The sequence below is a fragment of the Paenibacillus vini genome, from assembly GCF_018403325.1.
Taxonomy (GTDB): domain Bacteria; phylum Bacillota; class Bacilli; order Paenibacillales; family Paenibacillaceae; genus Fontibacillus; species Fontibacillus vini.
The window spans coordinates 27,014-50,654 of sequence record NZ_BOSL01000012.1 but is presented as its reverse complement, the minus strand read 5'-3'; the positions used below and the strand labels follow the sequence as shown (position 1 = coordinate 50,654).

Here is a 23,641-nt window from a genome sequence, read left to right as displayed (position 1 = left end):
CCATATGACCGGCAGACTTCACGGCAAATGCCGCAAAGTCCGCCGAATTCATTACCTTGATCTTCTATTCGCTTAATACCTTCTGCACTTCATCCGACATTTTGGCGATACCGTCCGCCGGGCTTAATTTGTTCGCCCAGACTTCGTTCAAATATTTGAACATAGCCAAGTCTCGGATCTGCCAGTTCTTAGTAGACGGCTTGTTGAATTTAACCGTTGAAGCTACGGATACATAATCGCTGCGGTATGGAAGGTCTTTGAATTCCTGTTTCTCAAAAACGGACGGCTTGGATGGAATATGCCCCGCCTTCGCCCATACCTGGCCATTGTCCGCAAGCCAGTTGGCGAACGTAATCGCCGCTTTCCGCTTAGCCGGATCTTCTTTCTTCGTTACTGGAAGGATTACGGTATGCGAATCGCCCCAAGTCGCTTCCTGATCGAATACTTTCGGAATCGGCATCGCACCGAATTCAAGATCCTTCGTGGATTCCCAGGTTCCGGTTGCCCAAACCCCGGTCATCATGATCGCTGCCGTACCGCTTTGGAAGTTTTTATAGAAGTCCGGATCGTTCAATTTAATCACTTTATGTTTATGGAATAAGTCTTGGACATACTGGGCCGCTTTGACCGCTTTGTCGGTATCGATTTGCGCCGAATTCAGATCATCGGATACTACGTCGTTACCGCCAAGCTGGGAGTAAAGCGCCCACCACAAACGGAACGGGTCATCATTGGCGTTCGACATAGCGAACGGGGTTACTTTCTGAGGCAATTTCTCTTTAAGCGTAGTCAGGAAAGTCACGAACCCGTCGGCTGACTGCTCCATAATCGGCTTGCCTTCGTCATCGAGCAGCCCCGCTTCTTTCAGCAGCTTCTTGTTGTAGTACATAATGAACGGATGCGTATCGATCGGTACCGCATAGTGCGCTCCGTCTACAATAGAAGCCTCCAGAATGTTCTGGTTAAAGGTGGCCCAATCCACGCCGGCCTCTTCGGCCACATCGTCCAGCTCCGATACAACCCCTTGGTCGATCAGGTCAGGCAAGCGGGAAATATGTGAGATTCCGACATCGGGGCCGTTACCGTTACCCACTGCGGTAATCAGCTTTGTGTAGTACTCTCCCCACTCCAGCTTCGTATTTTTGACTTGAATATTCGGATGTTCCTTGTTAAAAGCGTCGATCATCGCCTGCATATTATCGCCGTCGCCGCCCGAGAAGAGCGTCCAGAACGATAATGTAACCTTCTCTCCGCCACCGTCGTCTGAAGCGCTTCCATTTCCTTGATTTCCAGTTCCCTCATTCGTGGTGTCTGTTCCTCCGTTATTGCCTGATTTGCCGCTGTTGCTGCCGCCGCATGCGCTTAAGATCAAAGACAACGAAAGAAATAAGGCGAGCACAATCCCAAAACTTTTTTTCATGTAGACCTCCCCTTTACCTTTTGATGAGGCACAAAACATCATTATTGTTTTATTACATATTTTTTGTACCTTTGAAGCTAATATAATGCCCGTTTTTCCAAATGTCAACGGTTTCAAACTATTTTATTGTAATATTTTATCATTTAGGTCTTTTGTTACAGTTTTATTGTAATAAACAACTTGTCCCTTAGCCCCAATATAAAATATTGGGACAACTTTCCCTCTCGCCAGATCTCCTTCCCAAAATAAAAAACCATCATTTCTTGAAGAAATGATGGTTCCTATTATTCCGTCTCTTCCTGAGTATAAGAAACCCGCATGACTATATCCTGATCGTAATCCCCGAATTGCTTGCCGAAGAGATTAACGCCGCCCTTGTGTACCGCATCCGGATCGACCCCAATCCGCAGCCGCAGGCTGGGGCGCTGATTAAGCTGCAGATCTTGTAACGTCACATCGGACACCTTTTGCATATCCAGCGTCGTCCGTTCATGGTCGATACGCCATGTTTTCAACAAACCGTATTGCGTCGTCCAATCCAGCCACCATGCCGGATTGAGCGCGCCCCGCCGGTCACCGAAATCCCCCGGACTGGTCCACATTCCGATTTCAACGCCGTTGATCCACACCGAAATGTCCGATGGCCAGTCATTGTCGTAATTCGGCGCTTCCGAACACATTTCCATGGATAGCTCGATCGATTGAATACTTGCATTCTGGGGAATTTCCAAGGGAAGCAAGTATTCCACATAACCTTTGCGGAACCAGATAATTTGCGCACCCACATGCTTCGGATGATAAAAACTGGCCGGTTCATCTTCCCTCACCAGCATACCCTCGTGAGTCGCCATGCCGCAGGTCGGATGGACTTCGCAATCGCTATAATGTCCGATCGGCATCTCGACCTCATAAAACTTCATCCCGTCCTTGGTGGAACGGACGCTTGAATTTAGTGAAATAAGAATATCGTCATAATTCCGGCTGCACACCTTCATTGCTCCGCGAACCGCCGGCAGCAGTTCCGTATTGATCAGTTTAGCCGCTTCGAGCACCTTCACGTTGTTAGCGACAGTGGAAACCGGAAGCTGCAGGGCCTCGGCAAGTTCAATCACGTTCATACTCCGCGTATTCAGCAGGCGAAGAATATCGACCCTGGAACGCGTGGATAAGGCATGAGCCACTTGAACCAACTTCTCGGCTTCATGGATACCGACTTCCAACATAAGAATCCTCCTACGGATTTTTACAAGAATTTTACATAAGCAATCTCTAATGTACTTTACTACACTAAGCTGTATTAAAGCAATAATATTAATTATATTAAACGATGCGCTGCCCGTATGCTTTTTTTACTATGTAAAATGTGTGACAAGCAAGCAAAATAAAAAACCGGCAGTGGACCATGCCGGTTTTTTTGAGTATTTATGCCTATTTAAACAATCGGAACGTGCTCTCCAGCTTCATTCCCCCGACGGCAGCGGAATGTTCACATCCGTGGCAAGCGGAACGCCAAAATCCGGCGTTCCGTCCTCTTTCCAGCCGAACTTTTGAATCCGCGTGCTTCGCGGGCCGCCCGCCGAGCGATCCTGTTCAGCTTCGGAGTAGGAATAAGCGTGGTAAACCAGCCAATCCTCCGAACCGTCCGCCGAAACGGTAAAGCTGTTATGACCGGGCGCGTACACGCCCGCTTCCGGATTCCTGGCAAAAACCGGCCCTTCATGTTTGGTCCATGCCTCCGCATCCAACAGATCCTCAGATTCAGAAATCGTCGTCATTCCCAGACAATATTCGTCAGACCAAGTTGCGCTTGCCGAAAAAACAAGATATATCTTCCCGTTTCGCCGCAAAAATACCGGTCCCTCGTTAATGGCCATCCCGCCTTGCTTCTCCCATGGCTCCGTCGGTGCCGATATAAGCACGTTCGGCCCGGTTAAGGTCCATGGATTAATCATGCGCGCTGCATAAATGGCCGACCCATAGTCGGGGAAATGACCGTAGCCTGAGTAAAAGAAATACAACTCTCCCCGGTTCTGCAATACCGTTCCGTCCAGGCCGGGAAATTCCGTATTGACGGCTGCTTTAAATATCCACTCGTCGTTCATGGGATCGTCCCCATTAAGCTGAAGGACGCATACGCGCCTGGTTTCGTCTCCCCCGCCGTCGTTCGCCGTATAGTAGATATACCAATGATCCTCGATATAGTGAAGCTCCGGGGCCCATAAGTTATAGGAGTACGGGCCTGCTGCGTCCGGTATCCATACGGTTTTTGGAGAGACACTGCCCAGTCCGGTCATGGTTTTGCTATGCCAAAGCGCGATTCGACTCCCCAGCGTAACCGTCATGTAATAACTGCCGTCCTTCTGCTTTGTGATCCATGGATCGGCACCGTTCTGCAAGATCGGGTTGCTGAATGAATTACGGATCATGGAATCCCCTCCTTTTGTCCTGTGCAAGGAACTAAGCCTGGCCTTTGTAGCGGATTTGCAGATCCAGCGGATATCGTCCGGCATTACGGCCGTACAAGGCAACGCCGCCGCCCTCCTCCACCTGCAGTTCCAAGCGGAAAGCACGGCTGTGGTTCAGCCTGGTCGTCAATTGTACCGGGACGCTCAGCTTGCATAGATAACCGTACGAGCCTGCTTCATCCAATTTGTTCGGAACCGGCTGATAATGCCATGACAGTACGCCCCGGCTGTCCGCCGGATCGTCCGGCAGAACTAGAGAGCCGATGCTTTCGCCATCAATTAGCACGTTTAGGCGGGAAGGATGCTTTTCCTCATCGGTCATGTAATAAGTGTTAGGGTTATATTCCACCTTTGCATCAGCTCCATGCATCGCCCCGATCCCCATGTCGGTATTTGCCGAGCCTTCGATATTCCGGGCCAATATCCGCTTTGCTCCGGCTTCGAACACAATTTCAATCTCGTGTATAGCGGCCTTCTCCGTGATGCTCGGCAGTGTTATGTCATAACTAAATCGTCCCGTTCCCGCACCGCTGACTTTTGCATGTTGAATCGAGCTCCACTGATGCTCAAACGTCTGCTCTGCAAAAGAGCTCACCGGGATTTGAATAACACCGTCGCCCGCTAAGAGTTCTCCGGCAGTTTCGCCGCTTCTCACATCGAACGTAGTGAAATTCCGCGTAACCACCTCTCCCGCTTCATTCACAAGGGAAACCGCCAGCACGGCTACTGCGTCCCGATCAGGCATCGTCAAGTTCAGCGGGGAAAGCGGGGACACGCCGTAACCATCCCAATCGACTTGGATCTCACCGCTATCCGCTACCGTGCGGGTACCCAGGTCGTCATGCCAAAGCTCCCATTGCACCTTCAGCTTTTGCCTATGGTAACGTTCACTAAAGCTCGATCTCAGCAATGGAACCGCGACCTGTTCCTGAGCGGAAACCGTCCGGCACGGAGGTGCGTCGATGACGATGAAATCCGGCGAATGCAGGTCGGCAATTCTCATACCGGGTACAAAAGCATCATAGCCAAAGTCTTTGCCCGTTCCATCGAGACGATAATATCCGTTGAATTCATTCGTTACGTCACGGAACTCTGTAAACACAAAGCCGCACAGCTTGTCATGCTTCCGGAACTCGTTCAGCATATACCGGTAATGCCAAGCCAGATCACTGTCGCCGGCACCGCCTTCGATCCCCCAAACATTGCCGCATTCGCTGTTCATCAGCGGTGCGTCGGACTGGACATTGCCGCCGATGCAATTGAAGGCCGAGCCCGGATAAGTTTTGTTGACGACCTCGTCCAGATGGCCGCGGACCTGTTCATAACCGTTGATATAGAAGTGCCATGTATTGATATCGGTCTCAACATGATCATAATTGCATGGCGAGTTATCCTCGATAATTCGGGTCGGATCGAGCTGCTTCGCCCAGCGGTATTTGTCCCGCACCCATTCCTGGGTCTCCGGCAAATAACTGCTCTGCTGCCCGGCATTCCCCGTAACTCCGGCTTCCTTAGGGTCTGTCTTAAGGCCCCATGTCTCATTGAACATCACCCAGGAGAAAATCGACGGATGATTGTAATCCCGCTCGATCACCTCAAGCGCCTCACGTTCATAAGCGCTGCGTGCCGTTTCGTCCGGGTTCCCCCAGAAACAAGGCATATCCTCCATCACGAGAATGCCCAGCTTATCCGCCCAATACAGCTTACGCGGCTCTTCCGGCTTGATGTGAATCCGTACAAAATTGAGCCCCAGCCGCTTCATCAGGTAAATTTCGTCATGCATTTCCTCATCCGACGGGTAAGTAAAATAACCGGTCTTATGGTAAGACTGGTCCAGCGTTCCGTTCAAATAAACCGGCTTCCCGTTAAGCGTAATCCAGCGGTAACCGCGGTCGCCGAAGGCAGCTGTCGCGATTTCCCGGATGCCGAAATAAGTGCTGACTTGATCCAGGCCAAAGGATCCGCCGAGCTTAAGCGCCCCCTCATACAAATACGGGGTTTCCGGGCTCCACAATTTCGGGTCATTCACACTAAACGAGGTATTCACTTCATTTTCACCGGCCAAAAGATTCACAGTCACCGTATGCTGAACGGCATGATCCGCAAAATCCATAGCAAGCTCGGCCGTTCCGGCTTGATCCGCAACGATTCTCGCCGCTACCTCAATCCGGCCGTCCATGAAGGTTCTGAACTTGGCGTCTTTGATATAAGTTTGCGTACGGACTTCCAGCCAGACCGGCTGCCAAATGCCGCGAATTTCACCATAGCCTTGTTTGCCGCGCGCTTGATAGTTATGATCCTGATCCTCGGTTCGTACGATGATTGTATTATCACCGTCCATCCGCCAGACGCCGGTAACTTCAAACTCAAATGAGCCATAGCCGCCTTGATGAGATCCGACATGGGATCCGTTAATCCAGACATCGCACAAATAATCCACCGCTCCGAAACGCAAAAACAGGCGTGAACCGCCGGCAGTCGGAAGACTCCAGGTCACCGTGCGCCGATACCAACCGATTCCTTTAATGTCCTTGCCGATCCCGGACAAGGGACTGGCCCATGAAAAAGGCACCCGGATATCCGCATCAAAAGGTACTTCACTATCCTTATTCCAGTTGCTGCGAACTCCCTCATCGTTAGGATCAAAGCGAAAAGACCAGGAACCGTTTAAATTCAGCCATTGCTGTCGCTGCCAATGCGGATGAGGAAATTCCGGACGAGGAATGACCAGGTTCTCCGCGTTCATAATGGAGGTGCTCATGAGTATACACGACCTTTCGCAAGAGGTTATGCGCCCATTTTAGCACCAGTATATGATTTTTACAATGTTTATTATAGTTTTACAATATTACCTCTTCATTGTACAATTAAGTCAATAATCTTGTATATGAAAAGGAACTTTAACGATGAATGAACCGATCCAGGATATGATCCGCTACCCGGCTTCACGAATTCTTGACGTAGCCAAGGCGCTGTCGGGGGACCTTCGGGTCCGCATTTTGGAGGCGCTTGGGGAAAAGCCTATGAGCGTCAGCCAATTGGCCGAAGCTCTCGGCGTTGCCCAACCGACCGTCTCCATCAACGTGCAGACGCTGGAGCAAGCCGAGCTCGTCACCTCCGTGCAAGGAGCCAACCGGGAAAAAATATGCTCCGTCACCTGCCGCTCCATCCAATTGGAGCTTCCGTCCAAACCGGGGGACGGCCTTCATCCCGTAGAGAGCATTCATATGCCGATCGGGATGTATTCGCATTGTTCGGTGAAGCCCTCCTGCGGCATGGCCGGCAAGGACGGGACCTTGATCGGCTCGCAGGATGATCCCCGGGTCTTCTATATGCCCGAACGGGTCGACGCCGCGCTTCTCTGGTTTGCCGAAGCCGGTTATATCGAATACTTTTTCGCCAACCCGCTGCCTCCAGGCGTCGAGCTTGATGAATTGCGCATTCGTGCCGAGCTGTGTTCCGAAGCCCCCTCCTTCCGTGCCGACTGGGCCACGGATATTACGGTCACGGTAAACGGACTGGAGGCCGGAACTTGGACCTGCCCTTCCGATTTCGGGGACCGAAAAGGAAAGCTGACTCCCGAACGCTGGAAAAGCGGAACGGAGTACGGCATGCTGACGGAATGGAGAATCGGCCATCAAGGGAGCTTGGTAAACGGCGTTCCTTCCGCCGATACCTCGATCGGAATGCTTCATTTGGCGTATAATCAGCCCATTTCTATCCGGTTTGAAGTGAAAGAGGATGCTGCCAACAAACGGGGGCTTAATCTGTTCGGGAGCCAGTTCGGGGATCATCCGCAGGATATCGTATTGGAGTTCATACGACGCGGCGGGGATAGCTGAGTTTAGAAGAAACAAAGCCTTCCTTCGCTTTTAAATCAAAACTTAATGAAACAAATGTCTCCGCCGAGGCGTAAATATAAGGAAAGGACGCAAGTTCGAAATTGTGGTGTCCTGAACGTACATAAAGTGCGAGTTCAAAAAGTAAGGTTTTCAGGACCGAGAAGGTTGGATGAAGATAGGGACTGAGTAGCGGAGCGTACATGGGGTACGTGAGCAACGGAAGGCCCGGCTGAATTCAAGATTCGACGTCGAACCCTCATCATGATCTGCTTCGTCATGGAAAGATGACTTTTTGAACAACTTATTAAAGGAGGCCTCGGAAATGAACTTCGGACCTGACCCTTTTCCGTTTGGCGGCGGGAGCGCTAGTTCTGGTTTTAATTTTATGTTTACGCTGGTTCTCATCTTGATCGTGATCGTGTTTGTTATCGTCATTATCGGATTTATTAGCAGCGGCGCAAAATATGTGAAGAACGCCAGCTCACCAAAAGATTCACGTTACGCCCGCATCGTATCTAAACGAATGGACGTAAGACATCACTCGCACAATATGAATGATTCCATGCATAACTCTTCGAGCACCTATTATTACATCACGCTGGAATTCGATAACGGGCAGCGGCAGGAATATCTGGACGTAAAAAATCTGTACGGCCTTGTCGCCGAGGGAGACGTCGGATACGCCGCAGTCCAGGGAGACTGGATCGTGGCCTTCGAACGGAATGCGGGCCAAGTGCAAAATGGGAGCCGGTTCTAGAGGCTCGTAGTCGTGTTTGAGGTCGCCCCCCAAGATGTTGGAACAAAGCTTAATTTAGAATCACTTCAAATGAAAGCCCCTGACGGTTAATGGACCGGTCAGGGGCTATTGTTATTTAACATTTAATTCAGTTCACTGGAAGCCCCTGCTTTTTCGCATAGTTACCCCAATGCGGCTGTCTGCCGTCGACATCGCTAAATCCGTACTCGTCGGACAAATCCCAGCTTGTCAGTGCACGGCCGGACTTTTCATGGACATTAGGATCACCGGCAAGGGCAGCTACGCCCTGGCCGACAAAGTAAGGCGTTTCCGATTCAATGTAATGCGGTTCCTGGGCAACCGCATCCCGCCAGTTATCTTCTCCCACTCCAAAATGATCCAGCATTTGTTCGGACCGCAGGAATCCCGGTGTAACCGCGAGGGCGGTAATATGATGCGGGCGCAGCTCCTCCGCCATAGCCGCCGCCAAGTGGATCGGCGAAATTTTGGCGAGACTGTAGTACAAATTCCCCCGGTAATTATAAGTGGATCCGTCAGTAACTTCTATGATCAGTCCCTCTCCCCGTTTGATCATTAAGGGAGCCCCGTAGTAGCTCGTGATCAAATGGGTCTTGATCGCCCGCTCCTGCATGAGCAGCGCATCGCCTAAAGGCTGCTCCCAAAACGGAGTACCCCAATGCGTCAACTGCTCTCCGCCCCAAATATCATTGACGAGGAGGTCGAGGCGTCCTTCTTGTTCCTTGGCGATCCGCTCGAACAAAGCCTTAACTTCCTCTTCCTGCGTATGGTCACAGCGGATCGGAATACCGATTCCGCCGCGAGCAGTAACCATCTCCGCCGTATCGTCGATCGTTTCGGACCGATTGATGTCCGAGGCGCCGCCACGGACGCTGCGTCCCGTGCAATAAACGGTGGCCCCGGCCGCCCCCAGCATGACGGCGATTCCGCGGCCCGCTCCCCGCGTAGCTCCGGCTACCACGGCAATTTTCCCGGCCAATGGCTTCAAAGTCTTGTTTTCCATAGATGGATCATCCTCCCGATAACTTCTGTTTCTAATGACATTTTCAGTTTACCCGTCAAATATGACATCCATTGTCTTATATAAATGATACAATTCAAACTAGGAAAAGAAGATGAAGGAAGGGATGTACATGAGAGCGGATCGGCTGCTGTCCATTTTGCTGCTGCTGCAGAACGGCGGCAAATTAAACTCGCGCCAGCTTGCTGAAAAACTGGAGGTCTCGGAGAGGACGATCGTGAGGGATATGGACGCTTTGAGCTCCGCCGGAATTCCGGTGTATGCGGAACGCGGTCCTCTTGGCGGATGGATGCTGGCGGAGAATTACCGGACAAGTCTGACGGGGATGAATCAGGAAGAAATTCTCTCACTGCTTTTGACCAGTTACAGTCATCTGCTGGGAGAGATAGGAATTCCGAAGCGGAGTTTCGAAGCCGCGTACCAGAAGCTGCTCGCTTCCTCTCCTGCCCCTGTCCGGCAGGATGCCGAAATGCTCTCGGAACGCATTCATATCGACGGAGCCGGCTGGCATACATCGGGCGAAAGCTTTCCGCTGTTAAAGATAGTGCAGGAAGCGGTCTGGGGACAACGCAAGCTGGACATATCCTACCGCAAATCGGACAGCGATGCCGCCAACGCCGGTGCCATCTCCAGACGGACCGTTCACCCGTTAGGCCTGGTGGCCAAACGAAACGTCTGGTATCTGGTGGCGGAGGAGAACGGAGAGATGAAGACTTTCCGCATCTCCCGGATCACGGAGGCCGCTGTGCTGGAAGAGTCCTTTCAGCGCCCGAACGACTTCTCACTGAGCGGGTACTGGGAGCAATCGACCGCGGATTTCAAATCCGCTCTGCCGCGGTACCCGGCACAGATCCGCATCACGGAGCGGAGGCTCGCCCGGTTGAAGCGGGAGCGCTACGCCAAGGTGCTTAGCGCCGAGCCAGAGAATGGCCAGCCTGGCTGGATGCGCGTAAGCATCGAGTTTCACACGCTGGATTCAGCGTGTGAAATTTTGCTCGCCTGCGGCCGGGAAGCCGAAGCACTGCACCCGCAGGAGCTGCGGGAGTTGATCGGCGCCGAAGCGGCGGCAATCTCGGCGCTTTACCGGTGACAGCCGGCAAGCGCCAGCAACGCCTGCTTTATTCCGCCGGCTCGGCTGCTGCAACGGCAACCGACGTAAAATAAGCCTGCAGCTTCCGGTTCAGCCACAACGAAGCTGCGATAAACAGCGCGACGCCGAGAAATTTGGCCGGCTGGTCCACAAAATCGGACAAATGGGTCCCGATGTAGGACACGCAGAAGACCATGACCGCCTTGCCTAAAGCCACCGCCGCCGCAAAGGTTCTCACCGGCATCCGCGTCAGCCCCGCGGCCATGTTGATGACTACGAAAGGTCCGACCGGGAGCATGCTGAGCAGGAATACAAAGCTGAACCCGTTCTTCCGGGCCCAGACCATCGCCTTCTGCACTTTAGGCTTCTCGGCCCATCTCCGGATGAGTGCGGAACCGGCTGCTTTGCGAATAAGCAGAAACGTGAGCAGGCTTCCGGCTACGAGACCGATCCAGGAATATAAGAATCCCTGCCACATACCGTAAATGGCTGCATTAGCCCCGACAATAATGATCGTAGGCAGCGGCGGGACGAAAGATTTCATAAACGTGAGCAAAATTCCGGGCAGCGGCCCAAGCGATCTGAACCTGTCCAGAAACAGCTGAATATTTTGTTCCGTAAAATAATCCATGATACTGAGCTCTGCATCAAGCATTTGTTCACCTCTTCTAATAGGGGTCACTATATTATACTATGAGCGAACCGGAAACCTTAAAGTAATATTCGACAATCCTATTATGAATGAGGATGACCCCCGACCCCGTGATTTCGATTACTTATTCCACCCCTTTTCCTTAAATCGCGCAATAGCCTCGATCCGGTTCCCCACCTTCAGCTTTTCTAAGATCGTTGATATATAGTTGCGTACGGTTCCCTGGGAGAGGTAAAGCTCCTCCGCAACCTCCTTTGTCTTCTTGCCCTCGGCAACAAGCTCCAACACCTGGATTTCGCGGTTCGTGAGCGGATTCTCGCTATCATCCTCATAGACAAAATCCACAAGCTCCGGAGCATAAATACGGCGGCCTTCCATAATAATGCGAATCGAAGCTATTAATTCCTCAATGGGACTGTCCTTCAGTAAATAACCGCGGACCCCCGCTTTACGCGCACGCTCAAAATAACCGGGACGCGCAAACGTGGTTAAGATAATGATTTTGCAGTCGTTATCCAGAAGCGCCTCCGCGGCGTCCAAACCGGTCTGGATCGGCATCTCGATATCCATAATGCAAATATCCGGCTGTAATTCAATCACCAGCTTAACGGCTTCCTCGCCGTTTCTGGCAATGCCGACTACTTCAAAATCTTCCTCCATGTTTAACAAGGATTGCATGGCACCGAGCAGCATCCCCTGATCTTCCGCTATCACAATACGAATCATATGGTCTTCCCCCCTTATTGGTTTGTAATCGTAACCGGGACAGAAATAATCATGGTCGTACCTTTGTCCGTCTTCATATGAAAGGAACCGTTAATAAAATCAATTCGTTCCTGGATTCCTTTCAAGCCGTTGCCGCCTTCAAATCGTTTGACATTCGGAAAACCGATTCCGTTATCATGAATCGTCAGCTTAAACATTTCATCACTTTGATAAAAACTGATGCGACAGATCGTTGCCTGACTATGCTTCACGATATTGGTTACCGCTTCTTTCAAGCACATACTTACGATATTTTCAGCAAAAACCGGCATATGAATCTCACTGGTATCCCCGTTTAAACGGAATTTAATCTGCGCGGCCTTTAATATCTGTTCGACACGAACCAATTCATCCGCCAGATGGATCGCGCGTATATCCGCCACCAGCTCACGAACTTCTTTGAGAGCAATGCTTGCCGTTTGACGAATATCCCTGATTTCCTGGATGGCCTGTTGCGGATTATTCTCTACTAAGCGTGTCGCCAAATCACTTTTCAATCCGATCATGGATAGCTTCTGACCCAGCGTATCATGCAAATCGCGTGCAATACGCTGGCGCTCCTCATGCACCGTCAGCTCGGAAATACGCTCGTTTGCCGTTACAAGCTCCCCCTCCAGATTCTCGCGTTTCGACTTGGAATATAGAGCAAAGGGCACTAATACTACACCTAGAGCAGTAACGATAATGAAAGGCGTTTGGGATATAAACAAATCCTGGAAGAAAAAATACCCCACTTCGATGGTGACCGTTGTAAACAGAATATTCAAACCATACATGATATAAAAGCCAACAGCCTTCTTGAAATTAAAACCGATCAAAATCGCCGTAAAGAGGACAAAATACGCATAACCAAACGAAAGCGTCATTAGAATATTCAGCACCATTTGGAGGCTGATCCACATGTACTTCAGGCCCGTCCGTGCACTGAACGAAAAATAGTAGCTTAAAAAATATAGGATAATCAATAATACCGCTACGCTAATGAGCCACAATGAAAACGAATGGATAATATGAATAATAAAGTAGAAGGGCATAATGCAGACGATGATCCACAGATAGATACTTAACATCGGACTTTTAGGAATGATACTGTACCACTTTTGCATAACAGCCTCGCTTCTTATGTTCGCTTTTTCAATCATTATAACTCAAAAAGGGCACCTCTTACCTATGTAGAGGCACCCTTCCAATAAGCTAGCTGTATTTTTTAGTCAATACCACTTTATTGCGCGTCACTTCTAACTTTGCAGCCTCTTTAAACGTTACGAATTTATGCCGTTCAGGGTCATAGAGCTTATAACGAATCGACTCTAAACTCGTCTTTAGCGTGATCGTGGTTGCCTGTTGTAATGGCGGAATCGACTCATGAGCATCCTCCAGCTTATAGTTCGGTACGCGAGGCGCCAAATGGTGAACATGGTGGAAGCCGATGTTACCCGTTACCCATTGCAGTAATTTTGGCAGCTTATAGTAAGAACTGCCTTCAACGGCAGCTTTGACATAATCCCACTTCGAATTATGTTCAAAATAAGAATCCTCGTACGTGTGCTGAATATAGAATAACCAAATCCCCATCGACCCTGCGATCAATAAGGTTAGACCATGCACAAGTAAGAATGCAGTCCAGCCAAATGCCAGAATGAGTGCTGCACAGACAGCCAACAACATGATATTAGAAAAATAAGTATTCAACCGCTCCTTTTTACGTACCCCACTACGGTTAAATCGATTTAATACAAGCACCATGTATAGAGGGCCTAATCCAAACATCACTATCGGATTGCGGTATACACGATACCCTAGGCGACCAAGCTTCGATTTGGCCAAATACTCATCCACAGTCAGCATATCGATATCGCCGATCCCGCGCTTATCCAAGTTCGAGCTTGTTGCGTGATGAAGCGTATGCTCGCGTTTCCACTTTTCGTAGGGGAAGGAAGTCAGGATCCCTGTAATATTTCCGACAATATCATTGGCTCTTTTGCTCTTGAAGAACGACCCGTGTGTACAATCATGGAAAATAATAAATGTACGCACAACGAAGCCTGATGCAATAACGCTACATAATACGGTGTACCATGGTGAATAAGGCAATACCGCATAGCCGGCTCCCCAAATGAGTAACAACGGCAGTATGGTATTGATGATTTGGTTAATACTGATTCGCGTATCAGATTTGGCAAACGGTGCAACATCATTATGCAACTGCTTCGTCTTGTTTGCATCTGTGTTAATCAATATGATTTCCCACTTTCTCTGAGCTTCTATATTGATCATATAAAAGATCAGAAATCAGGGGTACTCTCAAATATCATTATTTTCATATGACACTTGTCATATAGGCAGCATTACGGAGAGCTCATTTTACGTTTTTACGTATCCACTGTTCCAGAATCTCTTGCCTCTCAAGCACGTCTGTTAGCATGCCATAGAGAGTTTCCAGCGTCACCGCGTTCTCCTGTACTCCCTTTGCGGCTCGAAGCCCTTGCTCTTTTCTGTCCAGGCTTCGTGCCCGGATCTCCTCCGATTTAACCCTTAGCGGGTCAGCCGGAATATGAAAATGAGGCGTTTTGTTCACAGGCTTTTTAGTTGCCATCCGTAACCACCACCTTCAGCTCGCTATTCCGGTCCAGGCCGGCAGTCTTCAACACAAATTGTCCCGGCTCGCTGCTGCTGATCGTGATATCCGCCGTACCCTTCGTCAATTTCAGGCTTTGCCGCATTCCGTTCAGTTCGACTTCCAGCTCCTCATTGTATGCTTTCTGCACTTTCCCCTGCCAATCAGTCACGGTAACCTGAACCGTCAGCACATCTTCGCCATCCGGCTTGATGGCCGGTTTGTCTGCCTCTATCACGGCAAACAACCCTTGAAAATCGCCATCGACATACCTTGTATGCATCAGCCTGCGGTCCTGATATTGCTCCTCGCTGATCGGGATCAGGTGATCGTGCTTAACCTCTCCGGCCAGCTCGCTGAGCGTGAAAACGCGGCCATCTTCATCAATTTGCGCATAGTAATTAGGCAAACTCGATCACCTCCCAGGAAATCTCTGCATAGGCTTCATAGAAACCCTCCATAAAATTAAACCTTACCACGTTATTTCCCACGAGTCTGGCGCAAACCGATCCGTCCATCAGGGGCGAGCCTTGGGACCAGTGGGACAACCCGGATGTGGTAATATTGACAAATGTTTTCTGCGGATTTACCGCAGTGATCGCCACGTCTCGAATCAATGTTCCGTTTCCGTTCGGATAGAAATACGAGATACTGGTTGCTCCGCGCTGTACGCTTTTAATCCCCACACCTTTCCACCCCGATCCGTCATGATATTGCAGCAGCCCTTTTTCCAAGCGAAAGTCGGGGCTGCTCTCCTGCGAAGCTCTACTGTAAACGCCGAAGCCGGCGATAATGGCATTTCCCGTCTGATCGTTTGGGGCCGTAACCGTCAATCGGACATAGGACCCGTTCATTGCCTGATCGAACGGGTGATATCTCGGGAATTCTTCGGAACCACTGCGCGTATAGGAATAGGCTCTGCGCCAATTCACATTGTCGCTGCTCACATCCACGTAGAAGCCCTTGGGATCGGAGTTCCAGCCTTTTTCAAAGCTGACTCCTTCCATATCGGCATATTCCGCTCCCAGCGCCACGGTCATGGACTGGGGAAACGGATTGTAGGCCGAGTAAAGAGCCCAGAAATTATCGTTCAGACCGCTCTGAAAATACGGAACGGTCGGCAATCCGCTAAGCTGTCCGGCCGTCACCGTAACCTGTTTGTACTTGGCAATATTTCCGCTGATCCGGCCCGATTTCAAATGCCGGCGGCATAGCGTATAGCGCGCCACTTTGTCTCCGGTAACGGCAACCGCCGCGATCTTGTCGGTCGTCACCGCCCCTCCGGCGATCCCCTCGCTCCGGATCTGCGGCGCATCGCCTGCCTTTCCCGTGTGGTGATGGCCATTCGTGCCGTGAAACAACGCGTCGGTTGCCTCAATATTTTCATTCTGTGCGATTCTTCTGACCGTATCAGAGGGCTCAAATGTTTTGAGCCCGGTTGGCAGTTTAGGCATCGTGCTCCCCCTTTCTAATTACATGCAGTTACAATTTCTTAGCTTCGGGCTTCCAGACTTCCAACTGGTCCCAAGTCATGTTTAGAGCCTCAAGCTCATCCCAATTCAATTTCGCACTATCCAACTCTTCCCATCTCAAGTAGGTATATTCGAACCTGATGCTTAAATGGGCCGGAACGATTTCGCGAAGCGCCGTCCTTACATCATTCAGATTCGGCGGAACGCCGCGCTTCCCGATGAACGTGATCACTACTTCATATTTCGCGAAGTTTTCCTGGAGCTGGATTTCCCCGTTTTCAAACGAATCCACCACATTTTTAATGACGGCAAGGGTCACCGTACCGGCTCCCCGCAGCTTCGATTTAATGACGGAACGTCTCTGCTCCTTAGGCTTGCTCTCGTCGACGGGAATACCGCAAACGGTCTCCCAATAGGACAACCCCCAAACTGCGGTATCGACAAAAAACTGCTGCAGTACATCCTGAATCCGATCCTGCAGCTGTATAAATTCTTTCGCTTCCCTGGCGGTCAAATTCCTTACTATGCGGGAGTCGCCATAATAATGGGGCAAATAATCAAGCATATCGGTCTTTATATTACGAGACAACGAAACTCACCGTCCCTGCTACGGCCACTTGATCCTCATTGATTTGCAGATTCTCCGAGGCTCCGTTAATCTTCAATTCTTTAAAGTCGGTGACTGCTTCAATATCAAGCAAAAGCCCGAACACCCTGTTATATGGAACCACGGTGCTATGAAAAGCTAAATCCGCCAGATATTTCTCCAATTCCTTGGCAAACTGCACCTTCACGTCCCCCAGTACCGCACCGGGTGCCAGTGTCAATCGGGCAGATACGTCAATCTTCACTTCCTCCGCGGGAGATACGGTGACCAGGGCACCAACCGGCCGGCGCTCATCCACCGCTTCTTGGACATGCTTGATGATCGCCTGTCCTGGAGCTCTTTTATCTGCCGACAGGATGGACAGCTTCACGGTGCCCCCGCCATTCCATACGGGAAATACCTTCACGTCGCCAACGCCCCGCACTTCCAACGCCCATTGTCTATAATGCCAAGCGTTGCCGCTGGTCGCCGGTCTACGCACGCGGTCGAAATATCTTACCAGAAGCGATTCGTCCGATTCGATTTCCGCCCCGTTGGCAAAAGGGTCCGGGTTCGTTACGGTAACGATGCCCGATTGATTGCCCAGGACCAGCGTAATCCGGCTTGCCGCTACATTCCCCCGGCTGCCGCCCAAAACCGCATTAGCCTTCACAACGGCTTTGCCCTGTTTGATGATTCCTTCCTCGGAAGTCACAAACACGACAGCTTCCTCTTCATCCGTAGATACGGCGGTCCCAAGCGGGATGACCGTATTCTCGTCGCCACGGAAGAGAAGTTCCCCCTCCGCCTTGACGCTCGGAAGACGGGTAAGGCCGAATTCGCCCGCACGCAAATCAAGAAATTCACCCGGCTGCTGCGGGCCGGCAAAACCGAATTTCAATACATTATCAAGCTCAATGTAAGCATGTGCGAGCTCAATAGCGGCGGGGGAGAGCAAGTCGAAGGTGACCGATCCCTGACGTTTATCCAGTTCCACCGGGGTAGCGTCCAGCATCCGTTGCAATATCGCTGCTTTCGTCTGATTTTCATACACGGTTAAATACTCACCTCCTGCTCAATGATTCCTTCGCTGGTCTGGACCGTAAACGTGACGAACAATTTATCGTTATCCCTGGCGATTTGAAAATTCCAGACCTCCTGAATACGGTCGTCCTCCAGGAGAGCTTCGGTAATGACCCGAGTGATTTCACTTTTTAACAATTGCTGTGAAATGTCCTGACCCAGCAGGCTTTCAAGCTCGCAGCCGTATTGGCCGTTGTAGATCAAATAACGATAACGCGCCGTTTGGATCGCTTTGCGAATGGACTGGCATACCGCCTCTTTACCGTCCACCATACGCTCGGCCACTTCGCCCGATTCCAAATCGAGGCTGTATGTCCGTGAAGGAGTAGGAACCGGCTTCACTTCCACATAACGCTCTTCCTTGCTTTGCAGCGGAGATAATCCCATTAATACATCACCGCCCGATCCAAAATAATGTAGGTCTGCCCCTGCTGAATCCCGGCCACGATGACCCGGTCGCCTTCCTTGAGCTCGTCGATAAATTCGAGTTCAATTTCTTTAGCGACAAATTTTGCGGAGTCCATTCCAAAGGAAAGGAACTTAATGCTTCCCGTTCCTTGCGATAAAGTTAAAGTAGAGGACTGGGAGATGGAGGATGAGGAGATCTCCGCTTTATTCTCGGTGCTGAGGTTCGCTTTCCGCGTATACTTCGTCAGCGACTGGGCGACGATCAGATCATCCTTTTCGAGCTCCACATTCATATGATCCACCTTGATCTTCAAGTCGGGAGGTTTGGCCGTGACGGTCGCAAGCTCGAAGGTAATCTCGCTGTTGTATCCAATCTTGCGGATCAACTGCACCAGCTGGCTTGCTCCCGAGCCTTCAATGCGTTCCATTACTTGGCCCCCTTCTTTTCTTCCGTGTATTCCATCTTCGGAATGTCATCGGTCGCCGACAGGGTCAGCGACATCGTATGGCTTCCGTTCTGGAATCGGTGTTCATCGGCCGATACATAGTATCCGCCAAGAATCCCCGTTATCGATTCCTTGACGTAAACGCAGGAACCCGCAACCACATCGGGTATGCCTAGACAATCGATACGGGCCTGATCCTCGATTGTGGACAAATCCTTCAGCAATTGCTTCGCCCTTTGCTCCATTTGTGATTTGGTCATCTCTTTTTCCGGCTTCTCCAAATGCTGCATGACTCCGAACCGTTTTATCAGTTCACCATCCTTGGCATTTGCGGAAATTTCCTTTTTCTTCGCATCGTCGCCGATGACCTTGATCTGTGTACGGGTATCTTCAATCGATTGGGAGTAGCTGGCATCCAGCAGGTTGACCCCGTTTTCCAAAACCCACTTGCCTTCCTGCTCTTTCCGGGCCAACAGCTGCAATTTCCCTTCCTTTGAGGTGATCCAAAAATGCTGTCCGTTTTGCTTCTGGGTTTCGGTGAGCGCGGTCACCATCATCTCAAAGAGCGTTTTCTCGCGGAAAACCAGCTTCGGAATCACATAACCCGTATCGTGTATTTCTCCCGTCGGCACGGAAAACTCATTGCATAGCCGCTTGATGATAGCCGATGCGGATTGACCGCGAAAAATTTTCGTATCCTTGCTTTTGGTCAGATAAATATTTTCGTCATAAGCCGTTAAAGTCATTTGCCCCTTGGCGTTGATCTGATCCGCAAACAAGACACCGCGAAACAGCTCCCGCTTCTCATCTAGGATGAGCCTCAGCTCCGCGCCCTTCTCGAACGTCATGAACAGTTCCCGGAGGTCTCCCGTATTGGACAGTTCCACAACCAGCTTGCGGGAAGCCTGCTTGATATCGCCGGACCACTGGATCGACTTGACGATATGATCCAAATAGACGTTTTGGTTCGCATCCTTGTAAATGACATTCCAATTCATTTAGGGATCACCAGCTTCTGCCCGGGGGATATCCGGTTCGGATTTTTCCCGATGACGGCTCCGTTGGCCGCATAAATTTCCTGCCACCGGTCTCCGTTTCCTAGCGTCCGCTGGGCGATTTTCCATAACGTATCTCCGTGAACAACGATATAAGAAGCGGGAGGCTTTCTGGTATCGGGACGGTGCTCGCCCGTGATGACCATCGCTTTACCGGTCCCCGAGGTTTCCACCTGGCGGAACTGCACCTCTTTGAATTCCTTCAATTCCAGATCATAGTACACGTCGCCCGGATTTCCCGCGCGTTCGCTATATTGGAAGGAACGGATCGTGACCAGCCCTTTGATTTTGGTACCGGTGATGTCCAGGCGGACAGGGGTTCGCCTTCTCATCCATTCCTCGATCTTCTCCACGGTGTCCCAAGGAACCGGAAGGTCTTCATATTCGCAGTAACCGGGATGATAATCGCGCGGAAAAAAAGACGAAAAGGAGTATTCCTTTAATGCGGCCTCCCCGATCACCGTGTATTCTCCCAACTGAGTAACCTGCACGTCGTCGTAACCATGCGATGTTTTGACGGAGACCCGGTCCGGATTGACCGGCAGCCAAAGCCATTCCTTCTCGTCAATCGTTTTAAGCCAGAATTCCAGCGATGCCATTATGCCATCAATCCTCCTGCCGTCTTGATTTCGCGCGCCAACGCTCTGGCAATGGCATCGATATCGGATTCCTGACGGACGTTAAACGTATTGCCCGTAATCGATATCGTTCCCCCTGTGCCGCCTTGGGAGAATTCCCGGTTTTCGCTCGCCGTCATGATCCGTTCGCCCTTATGTAACCGGGCCATCATGCCATCATAAGGGACATAGTCCATCCCGTGATATTTGCTGGTCGGCGGACCGCCGCCCGCGGTTGCCTGGCCCGCGGCGTTTGTATTCAGTTGGACGGTAGCCTGAGTGCTGACGCCAAGGCCTAATAACGACTTGAGTGAATTGATCTTTTCCATTACATACTCCCAGGCCGAAACCAGAGCTCCCTTAATACCGTCCGAGACCCAGTTGAACGCGCCTACGATTCCGCCGGTTATCGTGTCGATGATGCTTTGAATGTCGTCCATATGGTACTTAACGAGATAAGCCAGTAAACCGAAGGCCGCCCCGACCAAAGCGACGATGGCGATCAGCGGCAAGAATGGAATAACCAATGCCCAGGCACCCATGGCCGAAGCCCATAGCGCGGTAACGGAAGCCCACAGCGCAGGTGCAAATGCGGTGATCAGCACGGCACTCATGCCTAACAGCGCGGCCCCCATAATATCCGCATATTCCATCACGAACTCGAGCGCGGCGACCATGCCTTCCCCGAACGGAAGCAGCGCTTCTCCTAAAGGCGCGAGAGCTATCGTGATCCGGTTCTTTAAGGTATCGAAACGGTCCCCAAAGCTTTGTAAGGCTTCGGCATGACCCATGATTCCTTCCTTGGACTGGTTCATGGCTCCGAGCATTCCATTGAATTCCACTTGCCCGCCTTTTAGTGCGGTCGCCAGTTCTCCGCCTACCAATGGACCGAAGTTATCCAGGGCGAGTTTGGCCATTTCCGCAGAAGTCGAAGCCTTCCTCATGTCTTCCGCAATCTTGGCGAATCCGCCATCCGGCAATTTCTTCTTGAGGGCGTCCTCAATCGGGTTCATGCCCTCCTTCTGCCATTTGGCCATCAGCACCATGGATTGCTCGAAGCTGAGGCCCATTTGCTGCATCGGCATGCCGAACTGGGCCATCCGTTTCATCAGATCGCCCATATTCACTCCTCCGGCGCGGCTCGCGGCAAAAAACTTCTCCAGCATCTGTCCGCCGTCCTTCGCGGCAACTCCCCATACGCTCATCGCCTTTGCTGCTGACTCCGCGGCTACTGCACTGTCCGATCCCGTAAGCCTGGAAGCCGTTAAGAGCAACCTGGACAAGTTCTCCAGGCCGGTTCCCGTCAGCGTGGTATCCCGCTGCAGTATCCCCATTGCTTTTCCGACTTCGCTCAAGCTTTGAGGCACTTGCCCCCCCACGACTCTAAAAGATTGAAGCAAGCTCTCCATCTCCTTCTGAGAGGCCCCCGAGGTGGAGCGCAAAACGACATAAGCGGCATCGAATACTTTGGCCGCTTCCAAGGATTGATCCTTGGCCGAACTTAACCAGCTTCCGGCCGTGCTGAACGCGCTGGCGATTTTGTCCCGCGGACTTGCCGCGGCGTTTGCGGCACCAGCCGTTTTTTCCTTGGCGCTTCCCGCCTTGGCCGGCAAGTTCGGCTTCAACCACCACGATTGCAACGGATTGTTGCCAAAGTTCCCAAGCGGATGCCGAAGCCTTTTGTAAAAGGCCGCAATCTTGCCCTTCGGCTCCTCAAACTTCTCGCTGATCCGTCTGCGGATGCTGTTCGGATCGGCTTTCTTCCTGGCCGCTTCCGCTTGAATCGCTGCAGCCTTTGAGGCCCTCGCTGCCTCGGCAGCTTTCTCCCTGGCCTCCTTGGCCGCGAGCATTTTCCTCAGACTCTGTTTGGCTTTCTTCCCCTTGTTCTGGGTTAGATAAGCAATCGTAGCCTTCTCGGCCGCCTCTTCGGCGGCTTTCGCTTGTTCCGCCGCCAACTGAGCCGCCCTTTGCGACTCCTTCCGGACTGCCGCAGCCTGATCGTTGAAATATTTCTTAATCGTTTTCTTGCTTGTGAACTTGAATGCCAGTTCAATACCTATGGTCTGAACCGTTCCTCTTGTCAACTTTGAGAGATCCGCTTTCGCCTGTTTGATGCGGTTGGACAACTTCTCCAACTCCGAGAGGCTGGAACTCGTACTCAAAGCCATTCACCCCCTGGGCCTGACTTTACGGCCTCGTTCTGCGGGCAGCCCTTTCCTGCTCCTTGCGCATCTTTTCTTCTTCTTCCAGCTGAAGCATCATCGAAGCATACATGAATCGCTTCACATTCTCGTCTTTGTTGTACATCTCGTCCGGAGAAATATGATGCCTCTGAAAAATAAGATGTAGCAGAAAGGCCTCACCGCCCGCTTTGATCAGTTTTTTATTTCGTCTTCATCGCTGTCGAAGCCGCTGATTTCCAAGATTTCCGTCGACAGCTTCGCGATTTCGCCCGCGAGCAGCAAGCCCAGGATCGCTTCCGTCGGTGTTCCATATTTCTCGATCAATTCCTTGGCCGACCAATCCGGAATCAGGCAGGCTTTTTGAATGACGAGCGCTCCGAACTGCTCTTCGTCCATGACCTTCTCCCGTTTTTGTCCTTTTCCCACATAGTGCGTGCATTGCTCCTGAATTTTGTTGATCGTCTTTCCGTCCAGGGCCTGGATTTGGAAATCAACCCCCAGCCGTTTCATTGGAATATCCTTCGTCGGTTTGCTGTCCGCGCTTAAAAGTGCCTGAAGTACGCTGCTTTGTCTGTTCTCCGTAATTGCCATTCGTGATCCATCTCCTTTTTTGGTCATTTGCGTTTCCGCTTGATAGGAAAAGGCCAGGAACCCGGACGAGTATGTCAGGTGACAAGCCGGGTTCCCGCCAATTCCGGACTTAGTTGATTTATTCAGCCACGAGCTTATCCATTAGCTCATAACCGGTGAAATTAAACGGAAGCTCTTCCTCTACAATGGAGCCGACTTCGAAGTGCATCAGCGGCACTTTGTCGAAAGTAACGCCCTTCAGACGCACCCGGTAGGCACCGTAGGATTCCGGATCCTCCAGCTTCAAAATCAATTCCGTGGTAAACGTCCCCTTGCTGTCGTCGGCAATTTGGCCGATGAGCTCGACGAATTCGGAAGTTACCTTGTAGCCGGTGATCGTACCGGATCCGCTGAGCCCGGTCACTTTATGCGCCGTCCAGCGCGTGCCGGAACGTTTAATCTCCTCCTTGGTGATTTCCACGTTAGCTTCCGCCGACTTGATATTGGTCAGCCATTTTCCATCGTAATACACGTATCCGTAAGTCCCATTAATTACACGGGTTGAATCCAGCAC

24 protein-coding genes are annotated in these 23,641 nt (G+C 51.2%); 3 read left to right on the top strand and 21 right to left on the bottom strand.

Annotated elements, in window-relative coordinates:
• Window positions 1–64: 64 nt before the first annotated feature.
• From KJS57_RS17520 to KJS57_RS17505, 4 genes are all read right to left on the bottom strand, one after another.
• Window positions 65–1,420, bottom strand: a complete 1,356-nt coding sequence (locus KJS57_RS17520; protein ID WP_211024256.1) for an ABC transporter substrate-binding protein — start codon at window positions 1,418–1,420, stop codon at window positions 65–67.
• A 284-nt stretch (window positions 1,421–1,704) separates the two neighbouring features.
• Window positions 1,705–2,643, bottom strand: coding sequence for an ArsR/SmtB family transcription factor (locus KJS57_RS17515; protein ID WP_211024254.1), 939 nt, complete (start codon window positions 2,641–2,643; stop codon window positions 1,705–1,707).
• A gap of 237 nt (window positions 2,644–2,880) precedes the next feature.
• Window positions 2,881–3,846: a glycoside hydrolase family 43 protein gene (locus KJS57_RS17510; protein ID WP_213655798.1), complete on the bottom strand. Its 966-nt coding sequence runs from the start codon at window positions 3,844–3,846 to the stop codon at window positions 2,881–2,883.
• 31 nt (window positions 3,847–3,877) lie between these two features.
• Window positions 3,878–6,646, bottom strand: coding sequence for a glycoside hydrolase family 2 protein (locus KJS57_RS17505; RefSeq protein WP_213655797.1), 2,769 nt, complete (start codon window positions 6,644–6,646; stop codon window positions 3,878–3,880).
• 145 nt (window positions 6,647–6,791) lie between these two features.
• Here KJS57_RS17505 and KJS57_RS17500 point away from each other — a divergent pair, with 145 nt between their 5' ends.
• Both KJS57_RS17500 and KJS57_RS17495 read left to right on the top strand, forming a co-directional pair.
• The gene (locus tag KJS57_RS17500; protein WP_211024248.1) at window positions 6,792–7,727 is read left to right on the top strand and encodes an ArsR/SmtB family transcription factor; all 936 of its coding nucleotides are present in this window, start codon (window positions 6,792–6,794) and stop codon (window positions 7,725–7,727) included.
• A gap of 322 nt (window positions 7,728–8,049) precedes the next feature.
• Window positions 8,050–8,484, top strand: a complete 435-nt coding sequence (locus KJS57_RS17495) for a DUF2500 domain-containing protein (RefSeq protein ID WP_244861609.1) — start codon at window positions 8,050–8,052, stop codon at window positions 8,482–8,484.
• A gap of 127 nt (window positions 8,485–8,611) precedes the next feature.
• On the opposite strand, the gene KJS57_RS17490 is transcribed toward KJS57_RS17495, so the two are convergent.
• Window positions 8,612–9,505, bottom strand: a complete 894-nt coding sequence (locus KJS57_RS17490; protein ID WP_213655796.1) for an SDR family oxidoreductase — start codon at window positions 9,503–9,505, stop codon at window positions 8,612–8,614.
• Window positions 9,506–9,635: 130 nt separating this feature from the next.
• On the opposite strand from KJS57_RS17490, the gene KJS57_RS17485 reads away from it, so the two are divergent.
• Window positions 9,636–10,613 carry a helix-turn-helix transcriptional regulator gene (locus KJS57_RS17485; RefSeq protein ID WP_213655795.1) on the top strand — a complete coding sequence of 326 codons (978 nt, stop codon included), beginning with the start codon at window positions 9,636–9,638 and terminating at the stop codon, window positions 10,611–10,613.
• 28 nt (window positions 10,614–10,641) lie between these two features.
• Here KJS57_RS17485 and KJS57_RS17480 read toward each other — a convergent pair whose 3' ends face one another.
• The 16 genes from KJS57_RS17480 to KJS57_RS17405 form a co-directional block, all read right to left on the bottom strand.
• Window positions 10,642–11,268: a TVP38/TMEM64 family protein gene (locus KJS57_RS17480; RefSeq protein WP_211024242.1), complete on the bottom strand. Its 627-nt coding sequence runs from the start codon at window positions 11,266–11,268 to the stop codon at window positions 10,642–10,644.
• A 117-nt stretch (window positions 11,269–11,385) separates the two neighbouring features.
• A complete protein-coding gene (locus tag KJS57_RS17475) occupies window positions 11,386–11,991 on the bottom strand; it encodes a response regulator transcription factor (protein WP_213655794.1) in 606 nt (201 codons plus the stop codon).
• 14 nt (window positions 11,992–12,005) lie between these two features.
• Complete coding sequence (locus KJS57_RS17470; protein ID WP_211024238.1) at window positions 12,006–13,136, bottom strand: sensor histidine kinase; 1,131 nt, start codon at window positions 13,134–13,136, stop codon at window positions 12,006–12,008.
• A gap of 88 nt (window positions 13,137–13,224) precedes the next feature.
• Complete coding sequence (gene desA, locus KJS57_RS17465; protein ID WP_373316838.1) at window positions 13,225–14,265, bottom strand: Delta(5) desaturase DesA; 1,041 nt, start codon at window positions 14,263–14,265, stop codon at window positions 13,225–13,227.
• Window positions 14,266–14,389: 124 nt separating this feature from the next.
• Window positions 14,390–14,626 carry a hypothetical protein gene (locus KJS57_RS17460; RefSeq protein WP_213655792.1) on the bottom strand — a complete coding sequence of 79 codons (237 nt, stop codon included), beginning with the start codon at window positions 14,624–14,626 and terminating at the stop codon, window positions 14,390–14,392.
• On the bottom strand, window positions 14,616–15,056 hold the full coding sequence (locus tag KJS57_RS17455; RefSeq protein ID WP_213655791.1) for a hypothetical protein: 441 nt from the start codon (window positions 15,054–15,056) through the stop codon (window positions 14,616–14,618). The genes KJS57_RS17460 and KJS57_RS17455 overlap by 11 nt, the downstream gene beginning before the upstream one ends.
• On the bottom strand, window positions 15,049–16,101 hold the full coding sequence (locus KJS57_RS17450; protein WP_213655790.1) for a discoidin domain-containing protein: 1,053 nt from the start codon (window positions 16,099–16,101) through the stop codon (window positions 15,049–15,051). The genes KJS57_RS17455 and KJS57_RS17450 overlap by 8 nt, the downstream gene beginning before the upstream one ends.
• 28 nt (window positions 16,102–16,129) lie before the next feature.
• Entirely contained in the window at window positions 16,130–16,708 is a 579-nt protein-coding gene (locus tag KJS57_RS17445; RefSeq protein ID WP_244861607.1) for a YmfQ family protein, read from the bottom strand.
• Window positions 16,698–17,759 (bottom strand): baseplate J/gp47 family protein, encoded by a 1,062-nt coding sequence (locus tag KJS57_RS17440; protein WP_213655789.1) that lies wholly within the window; start codon window positions 17,757–17,759, stop codon window positions 16,698–16,700. The genes KJS57_RS17445 and KJS57_RS17440 overlap by 11 nt, the downstream gene beginning before the upstream one ends.
• Before the next feature lie 2 nt (window positions 17,760–17,761).
• Window positions 17,762–18,175 carry a DUF2634 domain-containing protein gene (locus KJS57_RS17435; RefSeq protein WP_213655788.1) on the bottom strand — a complete coding sequence of 138 codons (414 nt, stop codon included), beginning with the start codon at window positions 18,173–18,175 and terminating at the stop codon, window positions 17,762–17,764.
• Window positions 18,175–18,624 carry a DUF2577 family protein gene (locus tag KJS57_RS17430; RefSeq protein WP_213655787.1) on the bottom strand — a complete coding sequence of 150 codons (450 nt, stop codon included), beginning with the start codon at window positions 18,622–18,624 and terminating at the stop codon, window positions 18,175–18,177. Before KJS57_RS17430 ends, KJS57_RS17435 begins: the two co-directional genes overlap by 1 nt.
• Window positions 18,624–19,640 carry an XkdQ/YqbQ family protein gene (locus tag KJS57_RS17425; RefSeq protein WP_213655786.1) on the bottom strand — a complete coding sequence of 339 codons (1,017 nt, stop codon included), beginning with the start codon at window positions 19,638–19,640 and terminating at the stop codon, window positions 18,624–18,626. Before KJS57_RS17425 ends, KJS57_RS17430 begins: the two co-directional genes overlap by 1 nt.
• The gene (locus KJS57_RS17420; protein ID WP_213655785.1) at window positions 19,637–20,296 is read right to left on the bottom strand and encodes a LysM peptidoglycan-binding domain-containing protein; all 660 of its coding nucleotides are present in this window, start codon (window positions 20,294–20,296) and stop codon (window positions 19,637–19,639) included. The genes KJS57_RS17425 and KJS57_RS17420 overlap by 4 nt, the downstream gene beginning before the upstream one ends.
• A complete protein-coding gene (locus KJS57_RS17415; protein WP_213655784.1) occupies window positions 20,296–22,476 on the bottom strand; it encodes a phage tail tape measure protein in 2,181 nt (726 codons plus the stop codon). The genes KJS57_RS17420 and KJS57_RS17415 overlap by 1 nt, the downstream gene beginning before the upstream one ends.
• A gap of 213 nt (window positions 22,477–22,689) precedes the next feature.
• Window positions 22,690–23,088 carry a phage tail assembly chaperone gene (locus tag KJS57_RS17410; RefSeq protein ID WP_213655783.1) on the bottom strand — a complete coding sequence of 133 codons (399 nt, stop codon included), beginning with the start codon at window positions 23,086–23,088 and terminating at the stop codon, window positions 22,690–22,692.
• A gap of 118 nt (window positions 23,089–23,206) precedes the next feature.
• Complete coding sequence (locus KJS57_RS17405; RefSeq protein ID WP_211024213.1) at window positions 23,207–23,641, bottom strand: phage tail tube protein; 435 nt, start codon at window positions 23,639–23,641, stop codon at window positions 23,207–23,209.

Coding starts and splice junctions, on each gene's coding strand:
- KJS57_RS17520 (WP_211024256.1), bottom strand. CDS start 1,420: ATGAAAAAAAGTTTTGGGATTGTGCTCGCCTTATTTCTTTCGTTGTCT.
- KJS57_RS17515 (WP_211024254.1), bottom strand. CDS start 2,643: ATGTTGGAAGTCGGTATCCATGAAGCCGAGAAGTTGGTTCAAGTGGCT.
- KJS57_RS17510 (WP_213655798.1), bottom strand. CDS start 3,846: ATGATCCGTAATTCATTCAGCAACCCGATCTTGCAGAACGGTGCCGAT.
- KJS57_RS17505 (WP_213655797.1), bottom strand. CDS start 6,646: ATGAGCACCTCCATTATGAACGCGGAGAACCTGGTCATTCCTCGTCCG.
- KJS57_RS17500 (WP_211024248.1), top strand. CDS start 6,792: ATGAATGAACCGATCCAGGATATGATCCGCTACCCGGCTTCACGAATT.
- KJS57_RS17495 (WP_244861609.1), top strand. CDS start 8,050: ATGAACTTCGGACCTGACCCTTTTCCGTTTGGCGGCGGGAGCGCTAGT.
- KJS57_RS17490 (WP_213655796.1), bottom strand. CDS start 9,505: ATGGAAAACAAGACTTTGAAGCCATTGGCCGGGAAAATTGCCGTGGTA.
- KJS57_RS17485 (WP_213655795.1), top strand. CDS start 9,636: ATGAGAGCGGATCGGCTGCTGTCCATTTTGCTGCTGCTGCAGAACGGC.
- KJS57_RS17480 (WP_211024242.1), bottom strand. CDS start 11,268: ATGCTTGATGCAGAGCTCAGTATCATGGATTATTTTACGGAACAAAAT.
- KJS57_RS17475 (WP_213655794.1), bottom strand. CDS start 11,991: ATGATTCGTATTGTGATAGCGGAAGATCAGGGGATGCTGCTCGGTGCC.
- KJS57_RS17470 (WP_211024238.1), bottom strand. CDS start 13,136: ATGCAAAAGTGGTACAGTATCATTCCTAAAAGTCCGATGTTAAGTATC.
- KJS57_RS17460 (WP_213655792.1), bottom strand. CDS start 14,626: ATGGCAACTAAAAAGCCTGTGAACAAAACGCCTCATTTTCATATTCCG.
- KJS57_RS17450 (WP_213655790.1), bottom strand. CDS start 16,101: ATGCCTAAACTGCCAACCGGGCTCAAAACATTTGAGCCCTCTGATACG.
- KJS57_RS17435 (WP_213655788.1), bottom strand. CDS start 18,175: ATGGGATTATCTCCGCTGCAAAGCAAGGAAGAGCGTTATGTGGAAGTG.
- KJS57_RS17430 (WP_213655787.1), bottom strand. CDS start 18,624: ATGGAACGCATTGAAGGCTCGGGAGCAAGCCAGCTGGTGCAGTTGATC.
- KJS57_RS17425 (WP_213655786.1), bottom strand. CDS start 19,640: ATGAATTGGAATGTCATTTACAAGGATGCGAACCAAAACGTCTATTTG.
- KJS57_RS17420 (WP_213655785.1), bottom strand. CDS start 20,296: ATGGCATCGCTGGAATTCTGGCTTAAAACGATTGACGAGAAGGAATGG.
- KJS57_RS17410 (WP_213655783.1), bottom strand. CDS start 23,088: ATGGCAATTACGGAGAACAGACAAAGCAGCGTACTTCAGGCACTTTTA.